At 48.1% G+C, this 23,615-nt stretch carries 15 protein-coding genes and 1 riboswitch; of the genes, 12 read left to right on the forward strand and 3 right to left on the reverse strand.

Annotated features, from left to right (window positions below):
* Positions 1-14 precede the first annotated feature (14 nt).
* The 8 genes from V1498_RS01905 to essA all read left to right on the forward strand — a co-directional run bounded on the left by V1498_RS01905 (position 15) and on the right by essA (position 12,906).
* Positions 15-1,166 carry a homogentisate 1,2-dioxygenase gene (locus tag V1498_RS01905; protein WP_409296641.1) on the forward strand — a complete coding sequence of 384 codons (1,152 nt, stop codon included), beginning with the start codon at positions 15-17 and terminating at the stop codon, positions 1,164-1,166.
* A 297-nt stretch (positions 1,167-1,463) separates the two neighbouring features.
* A complete protein-coding gene (locus tag V1498_RS01910; protein WP_409296642.1) occupies positions 1,464-2,468 on the forward strand; it encodes a DUF3231 family protein in 1,005 nt (334 codons plus the stop codon).
* Positions 2,469-3,092: 624 nt separating this feature from the next.
* On the forward strand, positions 3,093-3,386 hold the full coding sequence (locus V1498_RS01915) for a WXG100 family type VII secretion target (protein ID WP_409291181.1): 294 nt from the start codon (positions 3,093-3,095) through the stop codon (positions 3,384-3,386).
* Between the two features lie 88 nt (positions 3,387-3,474).
* Entirely contained in the window at positions 3,475-3,714 is a 240-nt protein-coding gene (locus V1498_RS01920) for an EsaB/YukD family protein (protein ID WP_409299098.1), read from the forward strand.
* Between the two features lie 45 nt (positions 3,715-3,759).
* A complete protein-coding gene (gene essB / locus V1498_RS01925; RefSeq protein ID WP_409296643.1) occupies positions 3,760-5,094 on the forward strand; it encodes a type VII secretion protein EssB in 1,335 nt (444 codons plus the stop codon).
* A gap of 36 nt (positions 5,095-5,130) precedes the next feature.
* Positions 5,131-9,624 (forward strand): type VII secretion protein EssC, encoded by a 4,494-nt coding sequence (essC, locus tag V1498_RS01930; protein ID WP_409296644.1) that lies wholly within the window; start codon positions 5,131-5,133, stop codon positions 9,622-9,624.
* Positions 9,625-9,629: 5 nt separating this feature from the next.
* Complete coding sequence (gene esaA / locus V1498_RS01935; protein WP_409296645.1) at positions 9,630-12,452, forward strand: type VII secretion protein EsaA; 2,823 nt, start codon at positions 9,630-9,632, stop codon at positions 12,450-12,452.
* Positions 12,442-12,906: a type VII secretion protein EssA gene (gene essA / locus V1498_RS01940; RefSeq protein WP_409296646.1), complete on the forward strand. Its 465-nt coding sequence runs from the start codon at positions 12,442-12,444 to the stop codon at positions 12,904-12,906. Before esaA ends, essA begins: the two co-directional genes overlap by 11 nt.
* A 30-nt stretch (positions 12,907-12,936) precedes the next feature.
* On the opposite strand, the gene treR is transcribed toward essA, so the two are convergent.
* The 3 genes from treR to treP form a co-directional block, all read right to left on the reverse strand.
* Positions 12,937-13,647 (reverse strand): trehalose operon repressor, encoded by a 711-nt coding sequence (gene treR / locus V1498_RS01945; RefSeq protein ID WP_409296647.1) that lies wholly within the window; start codon positions 13,645-13,647, stop codon positions 12,937-12,939.
* 27 nt (positions 13,648-13,674) lie between these two features.
* The gene (gene treC, locus V1498_RS01950; protein ID WP_409296648.1) at positions 13,675-15,354 is read right to left on the reverse strand and encodes an alpha,alpha-phosphotrehalase; all 1,680 of its coding nucleotides are present in this window, start codon (positions 15,352-15,354) and stop codon (positions 13,675-13,677) included.
* 97 nt (positions 15,355-15,451) lie between these two features.
* On the reverse strand, positions 15,452-16,879 hold the full coding sequence (gene treP, locus V1498_RS01955; protein ID WP_409296649.1) for a PTS system trehalose-specific EIIBC component: 1,428 nt from the start codon (positions 16,877-16,879) through the stop codon (positions 15,452-15,454).
* A 465-nt stretch (positions 16,880-17,344) separates the two neighbouring features.
* Between treP and V1498_RS01960 the strand changes: the two genes are divergently transcribed.
* From V1498_RS01960 to guaA, 4 genes are all read left to right on the forward strand, one after another.
* Positions 17,345-18,247 (forward strand): AAA family ATPase, encoded by a 903-nt coding sequence (locus V1498_RS01960; protein WP_409299099.1) that lies wholly within the window; start codon positions 17,345-17,347, stop codon positions 18,245-18,247.
* On the forward strand, positions 18,244-19,443 hold the full coding sequence (locus V1498_RS01965) for a DUF58 domain-containing protein (RefSeq protein ID WP_409296650.1): 1,200 nt from the start codon (positions 18,244-18,246) through the stop codon (positions 19,441-19,443). The genes V1498_RS01960 and V1498_RS01965 overlap by 4 nt, the downstream gene beginning before the upstream one ends.
* Entirely contained in the window at positions 19,440-21,668 is a 2,229-nt protein-coding gene (locus V1498_RS01970) for a DUF4129 domain-containing transglutaminase family protein (protein WP_409296651.1), read from the forward strand. The genes V1498_RS01965 and V1498_RS01970 overlap by 4 nt, the downstream gene beginning before the upstream one ends.
* Positions 21,669-21,702: 34 nt before the next feature.
* A riboswitch (purine riboswitch) is annotated at positions 21,703-21,804 on the forward strand.
* A gap of 244 nt (positions 21,805-22,048) precedes the next feature.
* Positions 22,049-23,569 (forward strand): glutamine-hydrolyzing GMP synthase, encoded by a 1,521-nt coding sequence (gene guaA / locus V1498_RS01975; protein WP_409299100.1) that lies wholly within the window; start codon positions 22,049-22,051, stop codon positions 23,567-23,569.
* Positions 23,570-23,615: the final 46 nt, after the last annotated feature.

The following is a 23,615-nucleotide window of genomic DNA, read 5'->3' on the forward strand; positions in this document are numbered from 1 at the left end:
GGGAGGGTGAAATCATGTATTATCGTACGCTTGGGAATATTCCAAGAAAGCGCCATACCATCTTCCGGAAAGAAGATGGATCGCTTTACAGGGAACAGGTTATGGGGACAAAGGGATTCTCAGGGACTCAGTCCATCCTGTATCACCATCATATGCCGACTGAGGTGGCATCTTCTGAGCTGATCGGCCCGTATCTTCCGCATTACGAGGAACCGGGGCCGCTCAGCCACAGGCACTTTTTTACAGATCAACTTCAAAAAAAGGGCGACAGTCTGGGCGGACGGGAATATATTCTGGGCAATGATGATCTGCTGATTGGAATGCTGCATCCTGAAAAATCAATGGACTCTTACTACCGGAATGGAGACGGCGATGAAATGCTGTTTATCCACCATGGCTCAGGGACTGTCGAAACGATGTTTGGATCGATCAGCTACCGGCCCGGTGATTATATCATCATTCCGATAGGGACTATCTACAGGGTGGTGCCCGGGACAGATGAGACCAAGATCCTTTTTGTGGAGGCGTTCAGCCAGATCACTACTCCGCGCAGATACCGGAATGAATACGGCCAGCTGCTGGAGCACAGTCCGTTTTGCGAACGGGATCTCCGCGGTCCAGAGAAATTGAACACCTTCACAGAGAAGGGTCGGCATGAGGTGATCACGAAAAGCAGGGGCTTCCTGCACCGCCATGTGCTGAATCATCATCCGCTTGATGTGGAAGGCTGGGACGGCTATCTCTATCCATGGGCCTTCAATATTGAGGATTTTGAACCGATTACGGGCAGGGTCCATCAGCCGCCGCCTGTCCATCAGACTTTCGAGGGCCATAACTTTGTGGTCTGCTCCTTTGTCCCAAGGCTGTATGATTACCATCCCGAAGCAATCCCTGCCCCTTATTATCACAGCAATGTAAACAGTGATGAACTGCTTTATTATGTGAAAGGAAACTTCATGAGCAGGAAGGGCGTCAAGGAAGGCTCCATCACGCTCCATCCGAGCGGAATCCCCCATGGTCCGCATCCAGGCAAAACAGAAGGCAGCATCGGCAAAAAAGAAACTCTCGAACTCGCTGTCATGATCGATACATTCAAACCGCTGAAGATCGTCAAAAATACAGGGAGCATAGAGGATAAGAAGTATATGTATTCCTGGATTCATTGATAAGATAAGGCCCTTTACTAAAGCGTTTGTTTTTATGAGTTCTGTGAGGAGATTAGATTATTAAACAAGTTGATTGGAGCGGAAGGCGAGTGCCTGCAGCGGAAATCAGCTTCCTTATTCAAAAAGCCGCACTGTATGCGGAAACAGCCTAAGATAAAAAAGCCGAAATGCCCGCGCACAAGACGGGCATTTCTTTATTTTTACCTAAGGCGGAAATAATTGTAATAAGTCATGGGTGGATGGGCCATACTAACTCCTTGAAGACACCGTATCCACCAGCCGAGGAGGAATGCCTTTATGCCAGATAAACCGACCATTACGTCATCTGAACTGGGAGCCCTGTGGCTTACCTATCAGCAAAAGACGATGATATCCCGGATGCTCGAGTATTTCATTGAAAAAGCAGATGAAGAAACTGCCAAAGAAATCATGAACGGACTTTATAATGAGATTAAGCCCTTTTTAACAAAGATTGAAGAGATGTTTCAAGACAGCGGGGCTGTCGTACCGAGAGGATTCACAAAAGAGGATGTATTCACAGATGCTGCCCCGCTGTATGATTACGGATTTGACATAATGTTTCTCCGGATGATCAAGGAAATCAGCATGGCCATGCACGCCTTGAATATCACCATGTCCTACCGGGAGGATATTATCCTGTTATTCAGGGACCTGACTGGCCTGACTCAGAAGTATTATAATGATTGTACTCAATACTTGCTGGAGCGGGGGATGCTGATGAGGTCGCCTTACGTGACGATGCCAAAGGAAATTGAATTTGTTGAAGATACACATTACCTCGCCGGGATTAATCCATTTCAGCAGAGGCGAGTATTGAATACAGTAGAGGTCGCCCAGCTGTATCATGCACTCGAATCGAATGTCACCGGAATGCAGATGATCCTCGGCTTTGCCCAGGCTGCCAAGGAGCCTGAAGTAAGCAAATATTTCTTGGAAGGTGCAGACCTTTCCAAAAGCATAATCAAAGAACTCAGGGATATTTTCCTGGACAGCGACATCCAGGTGCCTGGGCAGGCTGGAGGCCTTGCAACGAGGTCGACAGAATCGCCATTTTCAGACAAGATTATGCTTTATTGTGTGAGCCTGTTTTCGAGTTTTTCCATCGGCGGAAATTCGCTCGGAACCGCATTCAGCCTGCGGCATGACCTGCCGGCAAAAATCAGTATCATCATGAAGGATATATTTGAATACGCCAACAAAGGCGCCAAATTGATGATTAAGCATAAGTGGATGGAGCAGCCGCCGAGAATGGACAGCCGGGATAATATTGCCTCAGAATAATATTTGCCGAGGGCTGGTTCGCGTCAGTCCTTTTTGTGCAATTGTCTTAAGGGTGAATCTGGACACAAAAACAGAACTTCCACAAAGATGGAGGTTCTGTTTTTGTTTACTGGATTCTTTGAAAAAGTGCCGCGCAGGCAGAGTACCTGCAGCGGAAATCCACTTTTTTATTCAATAGGCAATGCGAAAACAGCCTTAAATAAAGAAGTAAGCAAAGAATAGATAGCCTAAGGGTATCATATAAAACTGTAATTTGTATTAGATTACCTTTTACAAGAGACTCTTTCAGGGGGAAGTTTCCATTTTAATCTGCCCTTCTTGTTCGCTGCTTCCGTCAGAGAGGATGGAAGCGGGTGAAGAAGGTCTTATCTTGTTATGTAACCGGTCAAAAGCTGTCGAAATATAGGCTTTTTTCCGCAGTTTATTCTCCTAAAATTTTTTTACCAGTAAAGGAATAGTATGTTTAGGTACTATAGTCTGTGGGTAAAAAGGTTCATATGGCAGAATTCGGTAAATTTTTTGTAGTGCTTCCTTACTGTTTTTGCCAGATTCTGATGTTATTATTGGTGAGTTATTATCCAATAAATTACAATGTAAATGATTAAATTTTAAGGAGTGATTGTGATGTCAGGTAATATCAGATTAACACCTGAAGAACTGCGTGGAGTCGCCAGCCAATACCAAACTGAGAGCGGCAATGTACAGGATTTAGTAGCAAGACTCGATAACATGAGCAGCCACCTTCAAGAGATTTGGGAAGGTGCCTCCAGCCAGGCGTTCGCTGATCAGTACCAGCAGCTAAGACCTTCTTTTGAAAAAATGGCCACATTGCTAACTGAGGTTTCCCAGCAGCTTAACAGCTCTGCTACTGTCCTTGAGGACACAGACAATCAGATTGCAAGCCAGATCAGAGGATAATAACCACCATAATCTAAGTAATGGGGAAGGAGCGCGTAAATCTGTTTTTAGGTTATGGCGCTCCTTTCTTTTGTAAGAGGTGAGGGCAATATACATACAGGTTACAATTGATATGAAGAATTATACTGGCGAGGTATTTGACATACAGTTATCGGATTATCTGCCAATCAAAAAGGTTATCGATATCGTCTGGCAGGTTAAAAGGGTAGGAGAGACGCCGAGGGAAGGATATTGGATAAGGATCCCGAACAAGGACCTGGTTGTACAGGGGTATGAATCCCTGCTTGAGAGCGGCATAACAAATGGAGATAGAATAGAAATCTTATAGAATGGAAGTTCTAACCCTTTTCCATAAGACAAAGGAGTATCAGGAATGGAAGGTAGAAAACCGTCGTATCTAGAAGAACTGACAACGGCTGGGATTAAGCGTGACGGAAGCCACGTCTTTTTTACATTGCAGCGGTCGAGAATCAAGCTGCATGACAGGCTTGAAATCAGCTTTCTGCAGGAGCTCGAATCTCCATTGAAGCGGGGATCTGAAGTGAGTGAGGATGAAGCCGTCATAAAGGTAGAGCTGCCGGAGGGCTATCTGACTTTTGGCCAGATCCAGAAGAAGACCCAGCTTGCCAGGCTGTTCTTTGCCCATCAGGTGGTAAAGAAAGCGATGAATCATGGTGCGCAGAGGCTGAACCTGGTGGTAAGCCCTGAAAATATCGTGGCCGACCCAGGGCTGACGCCGCATTTCCTGTATTACGGTGTGAAGGAAAGCCTGCCTCCCTATGAAAAGGATGAGGAGCGGCTCCTGAAAGAAGTCAAGGCGGCGGCAGCTGTCATTGCCGATGGAAAGCACAGCTTCAATGCTTATTATAAATATCACCAAACCATAAAATTGTCACAGACAGCAAAGGACATCATGGCAGCAGACAGCTTTGCTGCACTGGAGTCCATCCTCGAAGAAGAAATCAAAAGAGTGGAACAGAAAGAAAGCACTTATGCACATATACCCCTTAAAAGATGGAAGATAACCCGTTATTCGCTGATTGGTGCTGCGGTCCTATTATTGCCGGCCATTATTTATATCCTATATTCATTCTTTTTTCAGCAGCCTAAAATGGACGCGTATGTTAAAAGTGGGGAGTATTTCCTAGAAGATAAATACAGCAGTGTGATTGAGGAGCTTGAAGGCTATGATGCAGAAGATATGCCATATGTCGTTCAATATGAACTGGCGTCCTCCTATGTCAAAAATGAAAGCCTGGGGGATGAGCAGCGGGCCGCGGTCAATAATCTGCTGACCCTCCAGACGGAACCGAAATATTTCCTATACTGGATCTATATCGGACGCGGGATGAACAAGGAAGCTGTCGATCTGGCCAGGGCGCTTGAGTTCAGGGACCTGGTGATTTACGGGCTTTTAAAATATAAAGAAGACATCAAGGCAGACGATGACCTGACAGGCGAGGAAAAGCAGGAGGAACTTGATGCGATCGAGCAGGAAGTCGGCCAGTACGAAAAAGATGTAGAAGAGCAGAAGAAGCTCCAGGAAGAAGAGAAGAAGCAGGCAGAAGAGCAGGCTGCCGCCGAACAGGCTGAGAAGGAAGCTGAAGCGAAGGCAGCTGCGGCAAGGCAGCAAAAGGAAGCCGCTGCAGAGAAAAAAGCAGGCGGAGCAGCCGCCAATGCTAAGGCAGAGCCTAAGAAGAAAGAATAGGTTCGTAGAAAAGAGCAATCTAGGAGTTGAAACTGAGTGGGTCTATTATGGATCTTTTATAAAGAGTCCTATCAGCAGGTTAAGGTAGAGGAAAAGATAAATGGGACGTTATCGATCGGAAGCAGCGGGGATCACACTGTCACCATTCAGAGGCTGAAGACGGAAAGCGGGCCTATTGAGCTGGTTCAGGGGAGCGGCGGAAATCTTTCTGTCCGATACTCGGGAGAGCCGCTCGGGGTTGTCATTCCGGGAACTCCCATCACTGTCCATATAGATGGAGCCGCAGTCAGCTTTTATCTGGAAAAGGAACAGCAGCAGGCATCGGTTTATTATATTGGCGGACGGACGGAAATAACCTTTGCTGCTGACCGGGAGGCCGATTTTTCGAAAAAGGGCGCATGGCCGTTCAATAAGGAAACCGGCGGATTCACCCTCGTGAATAAACGGGGGAAGTGGCGGGTTCAGGCAGCCTCGGACAATCCCGTTTATATCAATGGAAATATACAAAGGGGAGAGGCGGTCCTGAGGAGAGGGGATGTCCTGTTCTGGCCGTTCATGTCTGTTTCTCTGCTGGAGGACGACCTCCTGCAGATACAAACTTCGGAGGAGCATTCTTCAACGCTTCCGAAAACTCTGCGGCCCACCTCGGAGATGCAGAAGAATTATCCCCAGTACAGAAGGACGCCGAGAATGGTCTATGACCTTCCTAAAGATAAGGTCTCCCTTTCCTTCCCGTCGCAGGAAACCGACAATAATCAGCGCGGCCTGTGGATGATCATCCTGCCGCCGCTCATCATGCTTTTGGTGATGGGAACCATTGTCATCATCCAGCCAAGGGGCCTCTTCATCCTGATTTCGATTGTTATGTTCATGACGACGATGGTCACATCGACCGTCCAGTATTTCAAAGACAAGGGCACACGTAAGGAGCGGAAGAGGAAGCGGCGTGAAATGTATACCAGGTATCTGGAGCACAAGCGTGCAGAGCTTGAGGGCTTGAAGTCTGAGCAGGCAAAGGTTTTAAACTACCATTATCCTGACTTTGAGAGGATGAAGTATCTGGCGGGATTCATCAGCGACCGGATCTGGGAAAGAACAGCCGAAAGCTATGATTTCCTTCGTGTCAGGGCCGGGAAGGCGGATGTCCCCTCAAGCTATGAGGTATCTGTGTCAAGCTCCGATACTGCCAACAGGGAGATTGATGATCTGGTTGAACAGTCCCAGGCCATGGTCAGGGTTTATAGGAAAGTGGAAAATGTCCCTCTTGCAATCGACCTTTCGGAAGGGGCGGTCGGTTTCATCGGCAAGCCCTCTATCGTAAAAAAAGAGCTTCAGCAAATTGTCGGTCAAATGGCCTTCCAGCACAGCTATCATGATATCCGGTTTGTTGCCATATTTGACAAGCAGGAATATAAGGACTGGGAATGGATGAAGTGGCTGCCGCATTTCCAGATGCCGCACTCCTTTGCGAAGGGGCTGGTCTATGATGAGCAGACAAGGGACCAGCTCCTGTCATCTCTCTATCAGATTATAAGGAGCAGGGATATAGAGGAGGACAAAGAGAAAGTCCGGTACATTCCCCATTTTGTCTTCATTGTCACGAACCCATCCCTGATCTCAGAGCACGTCATCCTGGAATATCTGGAAGGAAGTCATGAAAATATTGGGCTGACAACCTTATTTGCGGCTGAATCCAAGGAAAGCCTTACGGAGAACATCCACACCGTCATTAAATATGTGAATGACCATGAAGGGGAAATCCTCATCCAGCATCATAAGGCAGTACACACCCCCTTCGTCCTCGATGAGCATTCCCAAGAAGGCAATGAACGATTTGCAAGGACGCTCAGGTCCCTTGACCATCAGAAGGGCATGAACAATTCCATTCCTTCGATGGTATCTTATTTGCAGCTTTATAACGTCAAAGATGCAGAAGAGCTGCCAATAGAATCCTACTGGGTCAGAAATCAGTCCTCCCAGTCGCTGGCTGTCCCGATTGGACTGAAAGGGAAGAAGGATGTCGTAGAGCTGAACCTCCACGAAAAGGCCCATGGCCCCCACGGGCTTATTGCCGGAACAACAGGGTCTGGGAAAAGTGAGCTGCTCCAGACTTATATTCTGTCGCTTGCGACCCAGTTCCACCCGCATGAGGTCGGATTCCTGCTGATCGATTATAAAGGCGGGGGGATGGCGCTTCCATTCAGGAATATGCCCCATCTCCTTGGGACAATCACCAACATCCAGGGAAGCAAAAACTTCAGTGCCCGTGCGCTCGCATCCATCAAGAGCGAGCTTAAGAAGCGCCAGAGGCTGTTTGACCAATATGAGGTCAATCATATCAATGACTATACGGATTTATATAAAGAAGGAAAAACAAAAGAACCGCTGCCGCATCTTTTCCTGATATCAGATGAATTTGCCGAGCTGAAAAGCGAGGAGCCCGATTTTATAAGGGAGCTCGTCAGCGCGGCGCGCATCGGGCGAAGCCTGGGCGTTCATTTGATCCTGGCCACACAGAAGCCGGGCGGGATCATAGACAATCAGATTTGGAGCAACGCGCGCTTCAGGATAGCGCTTAAGGTGCAGGATGAGAACGATTCAAAGGAAATCATTAAAAACGGCGATGCCGCGGGTATCACTGAAACAGGCCGGGGATATCTGCAGGTGGGCAACAATGAGGTATACGACCTGTTTCAGTCCGCATGGAGCGGTGCGCCTTATCTCGAAGATACATACGGGGCTGAAGATGAAGTCGCATTTGTCACAGATTTGGGCCTTGTCCCGATTTCAGGCATTTCGGCCAGAATGCAGCAGGGCAGGAAGCAAAAACTGACCGAGATCGAAGCCGTTGTGAAACAGATCATCAGTGTTCAGGAGAAACTGGGTGTCAAAAAGCTTGCCAGCCCGTGGCTGCCTCCGCTTGAGGGCAGGATGATCTATAAAGGACCGGGCCTCGGCAAAAACCGTTTTGCCATCGGCCTGAAGGATGAACCTGAGAAACAAAGCCAGGTTCCTTATGAATTTACCCTGATTGAGGACGGGAATGTGGGGGTGTTCGGCACCTCGGGATTTGGAAAATCAACCACGATTCTCACCCTTATGATGAACTTTGCAACCGAGCATTCACCAGAGGAAATGATTTATTATATCTTCGACTTCGGCAACAGCGCCCTTCTTCCGCTGCGCCAGCTGTCGCATACTGCCGACTATTTCCGCATTGATGAGCAGAGGAAGATTGAGAAATTCCTCACGTTCATCAGAACCGAAATTGAGTCACGCAAGCAGACCTTCCTGGCTGCGGAGGTCAGCAGCCTGAAAATGTATAACAGAAAGGCCGAAAAGAAGCTGCCGCTTATCTTCATCGCAGTAGATAATTTTGACCTGGTGAAGGAAGAGATGCAGGATATTGAAAATCAGTTTACGCAGATTGCGCGGGACGGCCAGTCGCTCGGGGTATTTATGATCATCTCCGCGACCCGGATCAATGCGGTCCGCCAGCCTCTGATGAATAACCTGAAAACAAAGGTCATTCATTATCTGATGGATAACTCGGAAAGATACGCGCTTGTGGGCAGGACTCCGTATCATATTGAACCGGTGCCGGGAAGGGCCCTGATCAAGGAAGACACGGCCAGCCTGACCCAGATCTATATGCCGGCAGAAGGCCGGGACGATTATCAGCTGCTGGAAAACCTGAAGGCGAAAATATCCGAACTGAACGAAAAGTACAGGGAGGCAAGGAAGCCAAAGGCCATACCAATGCTGCCGTCTGTGCTTGGAACGGATACATGGGGCGCCTTATATGGTATCAAAAGCCAGGAAGGCCTCATCCCGATCGGTCTTGATGAAGAGCATGTTCTGCCTGTCTATATGAACCTCAGGATGAACAGGCACTATCTTGTGGTCGGACAATCCCGTAAAGGAAAAACCAATGCCCTAAAGGTGATGCTCCATTCATTGATGGGCCAGCAGCTGGGGGGAATTGGCATATTCGACGCCATCGACAGGGGATTATCCGCCTATGCGGCAAGGGACGGTGTGCGCTACCTGGATAATAAGGATCATATATCGGATTGGATTGAATCGATGGACGCCCTATTCCAGGAAAGGGAGCAGCAATATCTTCGCTCCATCCAGGAAAGTACTGCACATCTGCTGTCCTTCAAGCCGGTCGTCCTGCTAATCGACAGCATTTCACGTTTCCAGCAGACGGTGGATGCGAGGATCCAGGATAAGCTCTCAGGATATATCAAGCATTACAGCCATCTCGGCTTCAGCATGATTGCTGCGGGGAATTCAAATGAGTTCTCGAAGGGCTTTGATTCACTGACAAGCGAGCTGAAGCAGATCAGGCATGCCCTGCTGCTGATGAAAAAGTCGGAACAGAGTTTGTTTACACTGCCGTTTTCAAGAAAAGAAGAAGAAATCCAGCCGGGGTTCGGCTATTACGTAGATAACGGCCGCGAATTCAGGATTCAGATCCCGAAGGCGGCAGAAGAGAAAGAATTAGTAAAAGAGAAGAGCAGGTGAGATAAATGACAGGAAAACTGAGAGGGCTGAAGATCGTTGCCGCCATGCTGATTATCCTGGTGCTGCCCAGTTTATTCTTTACGTATATTGGCCATGAGCCAATGAAGGAAAAAAATAAAGCGTCCAGGCAGATTGCCGTGGTAAACGATGATATCGGCTCAGAATTCGATAAAGAGCCCGTTAACTTTGGCCAGGAAATCGCCCCGGCACTGGAAGAGGAGTCGGAATACAGCTGGCAGGTGGTTTCCAGGAGCACTGCAGAAAAAGGGCTTGTTTCACAGGAATACGATGCCGTGGTATATTTCCCGTCCGATTTTTCCCGGAATATATTGACCTATGATGAAGAGTCGCCATTGAAGGCATCAGTCAAATATGATATTCAAAGCAATCTGGATGCAAAGAACAAGGAAAAGATCCAGAAGGAGCTTGAGGTTTCAAAAAGCAAAATGAATAAGCATATCTCCACTCTATACTGGAGCGTCGTTTCTCAGTCGGTGGAGGATATCCGGAAGAAGTTTGATAAAATCCTGGAAAAAGAGATTGCTTTTCAGGATACCATCTACAACTTCTACAATCCGAACTCAGAAAAGCTGGCTGAAGAAATTGACCAGCAGCGCAAAATGATTGAATCATTATTTGCATCCACAAAGGATGCAGGCAAGGTCTCCGCAGCATCTGCGGCAGATGCCGAAAAGAGTAAGCAGGAAGTGGCTGCCTTTGTTGATGCAGTCAACCAGTATAAAGAATATCAGCAAAAACAGAATGAAGTCTTTGCGATGACAGCGCAGCAGAATAAGCTGATGCTTGAGGAAAGCTTAAGCAAATACGAAACGATGCTGAGCGAAGGTGTCCGCACGATTGCCGACAGACAGCTTGAAGCAAGCCCCGAGTTCCAGACGGATGATACAGCCCTGAAGGAAAAGGTGGCAGAGCTGAAGGAGAAAATTACAGACAGCTCTGCCAAAATGAACCAGCTGTCGGAAACCATTAAGAACTCGACAATCGAGGAGCAATTTGCGAGGCTTGAGACCGTCCAAAAAGAATTAATCACGGAATACAAAAAGGCTTCGAGTGAAGCTGCACTCTCCGAGATTACGAAAAAGCTGATTCCAGAGAGGGAAAAGCTGCAGGGAGCAGCCGCGCCGAATCCGGAAGATCCAGCGAACCCGGGTGTCCCGGATACTGAGCAGCCGCAGCCAGGCAATGGGGAGGCACTGCTTGAGACAATTGCCGGCTTAAAGAAACAGGCAGATAGCCTGAAGGCCCAGCTGGAATCAGATCCGGAAAAAAACCAGGCTGCACTCACGGCCTTAGAAGCCATCAAGAAGGAGATCGACAAAGCCGAGACTCAGGCGGGTGAGCAAAACACGAAATACAAAGAGCTTGAGAACCTTTACAATGATCTTGCCAAACAAATGGAAGACGGTGCTGAACCGCCGGCCGGTTCAGAGGACAAGGTGATTGCGGTCATCCAGGAAAAAGAAAAGGCCATCATGAAGTCAGGCTTATTGACTGAAAAGTCCCAGGAGGCACTGGCTCCGTATTTCAGCGCAGCGATTCAAAATAAGAATATGGAAGATTTGCTGAAATATCATTCGTCCCTGTCTGATTTTGACAGCATGCTCCAGCGCTCAGCGGTTTCAGACGAACAATTGATTGAGGATATCGTTAAAAACCAAGGCAAAACAGAAGATATCCGAACTGCCTTCTCTGTTCTGAAAAGTGAAACGGGTGAATTCAATAACATCCAGGAAGGACTGAATTCCTCCGTTGAAGATGTTACAAAGCTTGAGGGCGATTACTCGACTTACGCAGAGAAGGTAGAAGGCTTTGTGGATAAATACGGGACATTCATCAGTGAAGAACAGGCGGCCATCCTGGCTGACCTTGAAACGATTCAGTTTAACTCTGGTGATGTCACTGGCGAGCTCCGGGAAAATTATCAGACTCCCGAGCCGGAAGTCCCTGCTTCCGAAAATATGCAGGGCGAATTCTTTGTGGCCATGCAAAGCAGTGCCGCCGGAGACATACAGAGGATTTCAGGACTGATTTCTTCTCTTGCCGAGCGGCAGGATTCCATTGAAAACTATACAAGTACACTGCAGCAGAAGGTGGGCTCCGTACAGGGAAGGGCAGACAAGCTGAACAATACCTGGGCGGCCAATGTCGATTCAACCCGCAAGGTAAAGACCGATGTATACAGCTTATTAAACAATACCCTGGTTGATGACCAGCAGAATGGCTATGTATATGATTATCTGGCGAGTCCAGTAAAAATAGACGGAAAGGTGGCAGCGGATAAAACCGTGAATACACCTCCGGTCGTCATGCTTGTGATCATCCTGCTCTGTGCGCTTTTGATCGGTTTCTTCCTGTCGTACTTTACAGGTTTGCAGGCATTGATCCATCTTACGATATTCCTGCTCCTGAACCTGGCTGCAGGATTGATCATCAGCATATACGGACTTAACATCTATCCGCTGGAAGGGGAACAGGCTGTAGCCTGGACCGTCATCACCATCCTGCTGCTGATGGCAGGATCAAGCCTTGTCAGGCTGGCCTTCTATACCGGACCGATCATCGGCTCCATTATCACCGCGGGGCTGATCGTTTTCTTCATCACACCGCTCCTTGATATGGTGCTGCCGAACTTTGATTTCAGCCATCCGGTTTCAAATATATATCTATCCATCCAATATGGAGATCAGGGAGCCTTTTATCCGGCTGCCGCTGTCCTTGGAGTGCTCACTATCCTATTTACGGCCATTCCGTATATCAGCAGGATGAGAGAGCTGAAAAAGCAGAGGGATCTTGCCCATGAGGCGTAAGCCGAGGCTTTCTGCCATGCTCGCCATCCTGCTCATTGCGGTGCCGGGAACTGCCCTTGCAGAGGAAGGCCCTGCACCGGAACCCAATCAATATGAAAAGAAAAAGCTGGATCTGGATACAGAGTATATCCGGGAAGGCTCTCTGTTAAAGGAGAAGGAAAGGCTTCCCGAGGAGCAGAAACTGCTCACTTTTAAAAGGGAAGAAAAGAAGCTGTTCGAAGCAGTGAAAGGCCGGCTCTTCATGAGTGATGCCAAGGTGACGACAGCAAGCTCAAAGGCAGAAAAATTGAACTTGTTCACCGGTGAAAATGCGAGTCAGCCGAAAAAGATAAAGCGGGAGGAACCGGCAGGTGAAGGCACAGGTGCCTTCCTTCCCGTTATACTCGGAATATTGCTTGCGGTATGTGTGCTGTTCTTATTTTTCATCCTGGTGCCCAAGATCAATAAAGCATAAAAGACGAGGCTGCTGATGCAGCCTCGTCTTTTATTTTCTCCGGGCAAAATCGACAAAGCGGAATTTATCCGGTCTGTGCCGTGATTCCGTATATTGAAACAGCCGGGCATCGTCGAGATAAACATAGTTTTTTACAACCACGATATTATGAAAGCCATCAAGATTGAGCAGAAGCCGATCTTCTGCCGATGGTTCTTCTACCGTTATTTCTTTTTTTGCAAAAGAGATAGAAAGCCCGATTTCTGTTTCAAGATATTCATAGATGGAGTTACGGCAGACTTCCTCAGTCAGCTCGGGGACGATCTCGGCACTTAGATAATCTTTATCCAGAATGATTTTGTCCTTATCAATTTCCCTTACCCGGCATACTTCCCAGACTTTCTGCCCCTCTTCCAGTTTCATATGTTCTGTAATGGAGGGGGAAGGGGATGCCAGTTCAAGCTTGATTACGTCTGTCTTCGCCCTGTGCCCCATTTTCCGGGACACCTCTTTGAAACTGACCAGACCTGATACAGGAAAGTTGAATTTGCTGATGTCGAGCACAATGGATCCCTTTCCCTGGACCTTATGGATATAACCATCTTCAGAAAGCATTTTCAGCGCTTTGCGGATGGTCTCGCGGGAGGTTCCATACACTTCTGTCAATTCATTTTCAGAAGGAAGAAGGGAACCGGCCGGGAGCTGCTTTTCCTGGATTTTCAGCGCCAAATCCTCATAGACCTTCATGAATATATTTCTCATGTTTTTATCACCAGTTTTATTTTATCATCATTTGATTACATGATAAACGATAGATTCATATGGGCGCAGCTCAAGCTCGCCAGAAAAGGCGGCAGAGTCCTTATAATTGGAAAGGGAGATGGCTGCATCAGCCGCCGGTTCCAGGCCGGGAAGTGTAAAGGTAGTGCTCTTTCCAAAGAAATTATTGATAACATACAGCTCTTCATTTTGGAAGCTTCTCTTATAGGCGAACACCTCAGGATGGTCTGGAACGAGAAGTTCATAATCTCCCGAAGTGATAATCTCCATCTCTTTGCGGAGGCGGATCAGCTTTTGGTAATGATAGAAAATAGAATCCGGATCCTGCAGGGCGTTCTCTGCATTGATTTCTTTATAGTTGGACGCCGTATTGATCCAGGGGCTGCCGCTTGTGAAACCGGCCTGTTCGCTGCCGTCCCATTGTACCGGGGTACGGGAGTTGTCGCGGGAACGGCTTTTGATGATCTCCATGATCAGGTTTTCCGGCTTGCCCTCGGATTTTAGGATTTTATAGTAATTCAGGGTTTCAACATCCCGGTACTCTTCGATGGTCTCAAATTTCGGATTGGTCATGCCGAATTCTTCTCCTTGATAAATATAAGGAGTGCCCTGCATCATATGAATGACCGTGGCAAGCATTTTAGCTGACTGGGCATGATACTCCCCGTCATTCCCGTAGCGTGTGACGACCCGCGGCTGATCATGATTACACCAGAAGAGGGCATTCCAGCCGCCTCCCTTATTCATTTCAATCTGCCACTTGGACAGGATCTGCTTTAATTCGAGGAAATCGAGCTCAGCAGGCGCCCATTTCTCACCATTCGGATAATCTGCCTTCAGGTGATGAAAATTGAAGGTCATGCTCAGTTCCCGGCTTTCCGGATTCGTATATTGGATGCAGTGATCAATGGTGGTAGAGGACATTTCCCCGACTGTCATGCTGTCATATTTCGAAAACACTTCCTGATTCATTTCACGCATGAATTCATGGACGCGCGGACCATCTGTATAGAACTTGCGGCCGTCCCCGGGTGCTGTTGTTCCGTCATCATCCGGAAAATCCTGATTTTTGGATATGAGATTGATAACATCCAGCCTGAAGCCATCCACCCCTTTTTTGAACCAGAAGTGCATCATCTCATAAATTTCCTTGCGCAGCACCTCGTTTTCCCAATTCAGGTCTGCCTGGGTAACATCGAATAAATGCAGATAATACTGTCCGGTCGTCTCATCAAGCTTCCAGGCAGGACCGCCAAACTTAGAGATCCAGTTGGCAGGAACCCCGCCATCAGAGGCAGGATCGCGCCAGATGTAATAATCCCTGTATGGATTATCCTTTGAAGAAGCAGCTTCCTGGAACCATTGATGTTCAGTGGAGGTGTGATTCACCACGATATCCATGATGACCTTGATTCCCCGGCTGTGAGCTTCGCTGAGCAGCTGATTAAAATCCTCCATACTTCCGTATTCCTCATGTATCGAGTAATAATCACTGATGTCATACCCATTATCCCGCTGCGGCGACTTATAAGGCGGCGTCAGCCAGATCACATCCACCCCTAATTCCTTCAGGTAATCCAGCTTCTGGATAATACCCTGCAAATCCCCGACACCGCTGCCGGTCGTATCTTTAAAGCTTTTCGGATAAATTTGATAAACAGTCGACTTTCTCCACCATTCTTGCAACATTCGGCACCTCCGCGGGAAATGGGGGACAGTCCCCTATTTCCCAAGTTTTTAAATGGAAATGGCAAAGCAGGCGTGCCTGTTTTGCCAATGTTTATGTTTATTGTTGTTGTTGTTTTGGTCTGCGCACTTTTCCGAAGAAAAGAGTGAGTGCAAATGGAACGATAAGTGAGACGGCCATTCCAACGAAGAAGGGAGCCCATTTGTCCGGCACAATCGAGAAGAAGGCTGGAAGGCCGCCGACACCGATGGAAGGAGCAAGCACCTTATTGATGGTAATGTAGATCGCCCCGAGCCCTGCGCCTGTCATGGCCGCAAAGAAAGGATAGCGGAAGCGCAGATTCACACCGAACATAGCCGGCTCTGTAACCCCAAGGAAAGCAGAGATGGCTGAAGACAGGGACAGACCTTTGATCTTATCTTCTTTAGTAATCAGCATCATGGCAAGCGCGGCAGAGCCTTGTGCGATATTGGACAGCGCCACGATCGGCCACAGGAAGGTACCGCCGATAGCTGCGATCAGCTGGAAATCCACTGCAAGGAATGTGTGGTGCATGCCTGTAATGACAAGCGGGGCATACAGCGCACCGTACAGCAGGCCGCCAAGGGCAGGCACTGCGTCAAAGAAGCCAGTAAACAGACTTGTAACAGCATTTCCAAGGGCAAAAGTAACGGGACCGATGACTGTGAAAGCCAGGAATCCGGTTACCAGAAGGGTAACTGGACCGACAACCAAAAGCTTGATGGAATCATGAACACGTTTGTTCAAGAACACTTCAATCCTGGCAAGTACGTAGGACGCAAAGAGGATAGGGAGAATCTGGCCTTGGTAGCCGACTTTCTCGACTTCCCAGCCAAACAGGTTCCAAGTTGGGATTTTGTCTGCTTCCTTAGCTTCAGCATAGCCCCAGGCATTCAATAGATCAGGGTGGACCAGCATCAGTCCGAGGACAATCCCGAACAGCGGGCTGCCGCCGAACCTTTTGACCGCGGACCAGCCGACAAGACCTGGCAGGAAGACGAATGCTGTATTGGCAATCGTATTAATGATGGAAGCTACATCCTTCCACTGCGTGTGGACGTCCACCAGTGATTTATTATCATAGAAAATATCCGCACCTGTCAGGATATTATTGATTCCCATCAGCAAACCGACGGTAACGATGGCTGGCAGGATCGGAATGAAGATATCAGCCAGTGTTTTGACCGCCCGCTGAATCGGGTTCAGGTTCTTATCGGAAGCGGCCTTTGTCTCTTCTTTCGTTGCAGTGCCGATCCCGGTGACGTCAACCATTTCGGCATACACCTTATCAACAAGTCCCTGGCCGATTACAACCTGGAATTGGCCATTGGCTGAAAAGGAACCTTTAACAGGGTCTATATTTTCAAGTGCTTCCTTGTCTACTTTTTTCTCATCGTGCAGCGCAAAACGAAGCCGTGTCACACAATGGGTCGCAGAGGCGATATTATCCCTGCCGCCGACTGCTTGTACAATCTTCTCAGCGTCGAGTCGATTCTTGTTGGCCATATACTATACCCCCATACTAAACTGACTATATTTAGTCTGTTTCTCTAATTTTATTTTTTTCCAAGCACGCCCTTTTTAACAAAAGAGAACTTGTATATACAAATGAAACTGTTTTCATAATAACTTGTATATACAAATACGTCAAGAAGAAAGTAATCGCTTTCTAAATAAGCTGTCTTATTCTATAAGACTGATTTGAAGCGAGTGCCCGCAGCGGAAATCCACTTTCTTGTTCAATAGCCACAATACATGCGAAAACCGCCAAAAGTATAAATCAATGAAACTAACGGACTGCATTTTGTGAATATTGTGTTAATTATCTGGAAATATAAGAGGCTAAAGAAGGAAATTTGTTGGTATTTGGCGAATAGGTACCATTACAACAGCAAGTATTAGTTCGGAGGGAATCTAGTGGAAGAAAGACATCCTACAATCGAAAAAATATTAAACAATATAGCAAAAGTGATGATTGGCAAACGCCATGTAGCTGAATTGAGTGTAGTGGCGCTCCTTGCAGACGGCCATGTGCTGCTCGAAGATGTGCCGGGAGTCGGGAAGACCATGATGGTGAGGGCGCTTGCCAGATCGATCGGCGCCAGCTTCAAACGGATACAATTCACGCCCGACCTGCTCCCCTCGGATGTAACAGGAGTATCCATTTATAATGCAAAAGAACAGGAATTTATATTCCGGCCGGGCCCGATCATGGGAAATATCATCCTGGCAGATGAAATAAACCGCACATCCCCAAAGACGCAGTCTGCCCTGCTTGAAGGGATGGAGGAAGCGAGCGTCACCATCGATGGAGTCACGAGGGTGCTTGAGAAGCCGTTTTTTGTCATGGCCACCCAGAATCCAATCGAATATGAAGGAACATACCCGCTGCCCGAAGCCCAGCTCGACCGCTTTCTCCTGAAGATGAAAATGGGTTATCCGGAAGCAGGCGAAGAGCTGGAGGTCCTTGAAAGGGCACAGACACACCCCCCGATCCATGATCTGGAGCCGGTAATCAGCCTTGAAGAGTTAAGGTCCCTTCAGGAGGAGGCGAAGGCCGTGCATGCAGACTCTACCATTAAACGGTATATCGTTGAGCTTGCCTCGCGGACCCGTGAACATAAACTGATCTTTCTCGGTGCAAGTCCGAGGGGGTCGATTGCCCTCATGAAGGCAGGGCAGGCTTACGCTCTCCTGCAAGGCAGGGACTTCGTGCTTCCGGATGATATCCAGTACCTCGCCCCGTATGTCTTTTCACACCGGATCATCCTGAAGCCGGAAGCCCAGTATGAAGGGTTTTCACCGGAGGGGATCATCGATTCGATCGTTTCAAAGACACCTGTTCCTGTACAAAGGTTTGTGAATCAAAAATGAAAAAAATGAAGCCGGCCATCCTTGCCTATTTGAAGTTTGCCCTGCTGATTGTGCTGGTTTTGGCAGCCTTTGCCTATGCCATGTTCCAGGGGGGATTTGTCAGCTGGTTCGTCTTTTACAGCTTTCTGCCTTTTGCGGTTTATTCGCTGCTCCTTTTTCTCTATCCTATATCCGATTTCCACATTGAACGGGAATTGAACCGCTCAGAGTGCCGGGCTGGAGATTCACTGCGGATCACCATAAAAATGCGGAGAAGGCTCGCTTTCCCGCTGTTATATATGGTGGTTGAAGAGGATCTCCCGGGGAAGCTTGTCAAGTCCGGTGTCCATGTTGAACGGGAGCTTATATTTCCGTGGTTTAAAAAGGAATTTGTCTTCTCCTATGATATCGTTAATATCATCCGCGGAGAATATGACTTCACATCCATTTCTATCAAGACGGGAGATCTGCTGGGGCTTTTTGAAAAAAAGGCTTCGTTCTCCCTCAAGGAAACAGTGCTGGTCTATCCCTCCTATTATGAGCTTCCTTTCAGCCAGATCGGGACTCAGTATAACCAGGGGCAGAATTCGAGCACTGTCAAGGTCCAGCGTGAGGTATCGACCTTGTCGGGAATCCGTGAATACCAGCCTGGCGACCGGTTTGCCTGGATCAACTGGAAGGCTACGGCCAAAAGGTCAGAAATCATGACAAAGGAATTTGAGCAGAAAAAGAGCCAGGACATCTTCGTGCTCCTTGACACGTCGAGGCAGGAAGGGTTCGAACCTCTCATTTCCATGACAGCGTCCATTGTCAGGACCGCGCTGAAAAGGGGAGTTCCGGTCGGGTTTTTCTCACCAGGGCTCATGGAACGCCCCCTGCCGCTCCAGGCTGGGGAAGGGCAGCGCCAGCGGATTTCCCGTTATCTGGCGCGTGCCGAGTACCAGGACAGCCTGACTGTTGAGTCTGTCCTGCAAAGGGAAAACCCAATCATCCCATTTAATGTGTCGCTGCTGATTGCCACAGGGATGCTGGATGAAGAAATGATAAAGAAGCTTGGTACAAACAAGCATGCCCGCACCATCACATTCGCTGTCCTGAAGACGGACATTTCCTTGACGCAGAAGGAAATCAAGCTCCAGCAGCAGGCTCAGCAGAGGGGCATGCATGTGGTATATCTGGGTGAGCAGGCTGCTCTTTCGGAGGTGATTGGATCATGAATGCGGCGTCAGAACGGATGAAGCGGCATAAAGCAGGAAATCTTGTCCTCCATGTACTGGGGTTTTTGCTGCTATGGGAATGCCTCCGGCCGCTGGGGGCATTGACGGATACAGGCAGCCTTGCTGTGTTTGTTGCCTTTGCGGGCCTTTCTATACTGCTAAAATACCTCGGTTTTTCGAGATGGCTCCGCTACTCCATAACAGGCGCATATATCCTTGCTGTGATTCATCATTTCTATTATAAGGAAAGTGTGCTGATCAGCTTGTCATGGATTGTCGAATTCATGGGAAGCCTGATCCGGAATGCCGGGCTCCTTATGGATAGGGATTGGTACAGCATCTCAAACGATTTTAAGACACTGCTGTTCTTCCTTTTCTTGTATATCATGGCCTATCTGATCATATATTGGCTCGTGGTCAAAAAAAGCATACTGCTGTTCTTTCTGATTGCGGTCTTCTATATGACGGTTCTCGATACTTTCACCCCTTATGATGCTGATTCTGCCATAGTCAGGCTGATTGTATTCGGCTTTGTCACCTTGGGGATTCAGACCTTTTACCGGCTTGTCGAAAAAGACAGGCTGGTTTCAGACCGGGCGGCCGCGTCAAAATGGATGGTTCCCCTCCTTGTTCTAATTTCATGCAGTGCCCTTTTAGGATTCGCAGGTCCTAAAAATGACCCTCTGTGGCCGGATCCGGTCCCGTTCATCAAAACTTACTCCGAAAAAGTGTCGGGTGATGGTGGAGGCGGCAGCAGGGTCGGATATGGAGAAAACGATGATAAGCTTGGCGGTCCATTCGAGGGTGATGATGATGTGGTTTTCCTTGCCAAGGCATCATCGCGCCACTACTGGAAAGTGGAAAGCAAGAACTTTTACACAGGAAAGGGCTGGGAGGTGGCTAATGTCGCGAAGGATGCCGTCCTCAGGCTTCCGGAAAATGAAAAGCTTTATTTCTTTGCCATACCAACGGATAAGAAAACGAGCTTCAATGCCACCCTCACAATTAATAAAAAATACAGCCATGTTCCGTATCCGGAGCCATTGGGGCTGACGAAGATAAAGGCTCCAAAGGCAGCCTACTTCGACTTTGATGCAAACAAAGAAAAGGTAGTTTCCTATGGATCAAACGATGCTTCCATTCAGCTTAATAAAGTTACGCTTGAATATGAAGTCCCGCGGTTTGAAGTGGAAGAACTGCGCAAGGTGAACGGCGGCGGGGACGGAGAAACAGATTCCCAGTTAAATGCTACTGACTTTTCAATATACACCCAGCTTCCGACCACTGTACCGGAGAGGGTCCGGACGCTTGCAGCCGAAATAGTAAATGGCAAGCAAAACCGCTTTGACCAGGCGAAGGCCATCGAGGATTACTTCGACCGGGAAGAGTTTGTCTATGATCAGAAAAATGTCCCGTATCCGGATGAGAACCAGGATTATACCGATCAGTTCCTCTTTGAAACAAAGGTAGGCTATTGTGATAATTATTCCACCTCCATGGTGGTCCTGTTAAGGTCACTCGGCATCCCCTCTCGCTGGGTCAAGGGATATTCGGATGGAGATTTCGTAAAGTCGGAAGACGGACAGAGTATCTATGAAATCACGAACAATAATGCCCATTCCTGGGTGGAAGTGTATTTTCCGAATTCGGGCTGGGTGCCTTTTGAACCGACGAAAGGATTCACAAACTCTACCCGTTTCGAGTTTCCAAATGATGCGCGCAACAGCACGCAGGCCGCAGCTCCGTCACCACAGTCTGAAAAGCCAAAGGTCGAAAAGCCGGAACAGGATCGGGTCAAGAGTCCTGCTGCTTCAACCGACTCCGGCCTTATGACCAAGATTAAGGGTGCATTCGCAGCCTATAAGTTTGTCCTGCTTGCCAGCTTGCTTGTGATCGCTGCAACCATTCTGCTGGGTTTCAAAATGCGTGGCAGGTGGATGCCGAAGCTGTGGCTCGCCATTTATAAAAATAAGCGGGAGGAAGAAGATTTCTCCAAATCCTATCCCATTCTGCTGAAGGAACTTAACCGCTATGGACTGAAGAGGCCGGAAGGGCAGACCCTGAGGGAGTATGCCAAATATGTAGATTCTTTCTTCCAGTCCATGGATATGACGAGGCTTACCGGTGTCTATGAGCATATGGTCTACAAAGGGACGGTGCGCGATGCCGACTGGCCTGAGGTTCACAGGATGTGGGAGAGGCTGATGAAAAAAACTATAGCTTGACCCCGCTTCAGAAACGTTGTTAAAATAATCGGGTATAACTGAATATGGATTGCTTCATATATCCTCGAAAATATGGTTCGAAAGTATCTACCAAATCACCGTAAATGATTTGACTATGAAGACAGATTACATATATAGCTGGAATTCTGTCTCTGCAAAAAGAAGTTTATTTTCTGATTGCAAGTCAAACCTAAGGAAGGGTCTCTTTATTAGGTGCAGAAATTCCAGCCATTTTTATATCTGAAAGAGCGGAATGCATGTTTGGCATCCATTTCGCTCATGAAGTACATAATGGGGCACAAGGAAATTCCAGGTGCCAAACGACAACATCGATAGGAGTGGACAAATTGCCAGGTAAATCTGAATTGCAAAATCAAGAAATGATTGTGGTATTAGACTTTGGAAGCCAGTATAACCAGTTGATCACCCGCAGGATCAGGGAATTTGGCGTATACAGTGAGCTTCATCCGCATACCATCACGGCTGAAGAAATCAAGGAGCTGAACCCAAAAGGAATCATCCTTTCCGGAGGACCAAATTCTGTATATGATGAAAAGTCCTTCCGCTGTGACGAACGCATTTTTGACCTGGGGCTCCCTGTGCTGGGCATCTGCTATGGGATGCAGCTTATGACCATTCATTTCGGGGGAAGAGTAGAGCCTGCAAAAAACCGGGAATACGGCAAAGCAACGCTGTCTGTTAAGGAAGGAAGCAGGCTTTTCAAAGGTCTGCCGGAAGAACAGCTTGTCTGGATGAGCCATGGAGACCTTGTAGTCGAAGCACCACAAGGCTTCACAGTGGATGGTACAAATGTATCCTGTCCGATTTCAGCAATGAGCGATGAGGAACGCGGTCTGTATGCCGTCCAATTCCATCCTGAAGTGCGCCACTCGGTGTATGGAAACGAATTGCTGCAGAACTTTGTATTCGACGTGTGCGGATGTGATGGAAACTGGTCGATGGAGAATTTCATTGAAATCGAGATGGAAAAGATCCGCAGTGAAGTCGGAGACCGCCGAGTGCTTTGTGCACTGAGCGGCGGAGTGGACTCCTCGGTTGTCGCAGCCTTGATCCACCGGGCGATCGGCGACCAGCTGACTTGTATCTTTGTCGATCATGGCCTGCTTCGGAAGGATGAAGCAGAAGGGGTCATGAAGACGTTTGGAGAAGGCTTCAATATGAATGTGATAAAAGTGGATGCGAAGGACCGTTTCCTTTCAAAGCTGAGAGGTGTTTCGGATCCAGAACAAAAACGGAAGATCATCGGCAATGAATTCATCTACGTGTTTGATGATGAGGCTGCCAAGCTGCAGGGAATTGACTTCCTGGCACAGGGGACGCTTTACACAGACATCATCGAGAGCGGGACGGCTACTGCGCAGACCATCAAGTCGCATCACAATGTAGGCGGACTTCCTGAAGATATGCAGTTTAAGCTGATTGAACCGCTTAATACCCTGTTCAAGGATGAAGTAAGGGCGCTTGGGACAGAGCTCGGCCTTCCGGATTCTATTGTATGGAGACAGCCATTCCCGGGTCCGGGTCTTGGGATTCGGGTGCTTGGAGAAGTGTCCGAGGACAAGCTTGAAATCGTGAGGGAGTCTGACGCCATCCTTCGGGAAGAGGTCAGGAAAGCTGGTTTGGAACGTGATATCTGGCAATACTTTACTGTGCTTCCCGACATCCGCAGCGTAGGTGTGATGGGAGATGCGAGGACATATGATTATACAATCGGGATACGTGCCGTCACTTCCATTGATGGCATGACCTCTGATTGGGCGCGGATTCCATGGGAAGTGCTTGAGATCATCTCCACGCGCATCGTGAATGAAGTTCCTCATATCAACCGTGTGGTTTATGATATTACGAGCAAGCCGCCTGCAACCATCGAATGGGAATAAAATAGCTAAATACGAACTTTAAAGAATACGGACAATAAAATGTTCG

This window comes from Paraperibacillus marinus (assembly GCF_046237605.1).
Taxonomy (GTDB): Bacteria; Bacillota; Bacilli; order Bacillales; family DSM-1321; genus Paraperibacillus; species Paraperibacillus marinus.

Bases quoted from the DNA above. Each gene is read 5' to 3' on its own strand.
- essA (WP_409296646.1), top strand. From the start codon at position 12,442: ATGAGGCGTAAGCCGAGGCTTTCTGCCATGCTCGCCATCCTGCTCATT.
- V1498_RS01970 (WP_409296651.1), top strand. From the start codon at position 19,440: ATGAATGCGGCGTCAGAACGGATGAAGCGGCATAAAGCAGGAAATCTT.
- V1498_RS01905 (WP_409296641.1), top strand. From the start codon at position 15: ATGTATTATCGTACGCTTGGGAATATTCCAAGAAAGCGCCATACCATC.
- treR (WP_409296647.1), bottom strand. From the start codon at position 13,647: ATGAGAAATATATTCATGAAGGTCTATGAGGATTTGGCGCTGAAAATC.
- V1498_RS01910 (WP_409296642.1), top strand. From the start codon at position 1,464: ATGCCAGATAAACCGACCATTACGTCATCTGAACTGGGAGCCCTGTGG.
- esaA (WP_409296645.1), top strand. From the start codon at position 9,630: ATGACAGGAAAACTGAGAGGGCTGAAGATCGTTGCCGCCATGCTGATT.
- essB (WP_409296643.1), top strand. From the start codon at position 3,760: ATGGAAGGTAGAAAACCGTCGTATCTAGAAGAACTGACAACGGCTGGG.
- V1498_RS01960 (WP_409299099.1), top strand. From the start codon at position 17,345: ATGATTGGCAAACGCCATGTAGCTGAATTGAGTGTAGTGGCGCTCCTT.
- V1498_RS01915 (WP_409291181.1), top strand. From the start codon at position 3,093: ATGTCAGGTAATATCAGATTAACACCTGAAGAACTGCGTGGAGTCGCC.
- treP (WP_409296649.1), bottom strand. From the start codon at position 16,879: ATGGCCAACAAGAATCGACTCGACGCTGAGAAGATTGTACAAGCAGTC.
- V1498_RS01965 (WP_409296650.1), top strand. From the start codon at position 18,244: ATGAAAAAAATGAAGCCGGCCATCCTTGCCTATTTGAAGTTTGCCCTG.
- treC (WP_409296648.1), bottom strand. From the start codon at position 15,354: ATGTTGCAAGAATGGTGGAGAAAGTCGACTGTTTATCAAATTTATCCG.
- guaA (WP_409299100.1), top strand. From the start codon at position 22,049: ATGATTGTGGTATTAGACTTTGGAAGCCAGTATAACCAGTTGATCACC.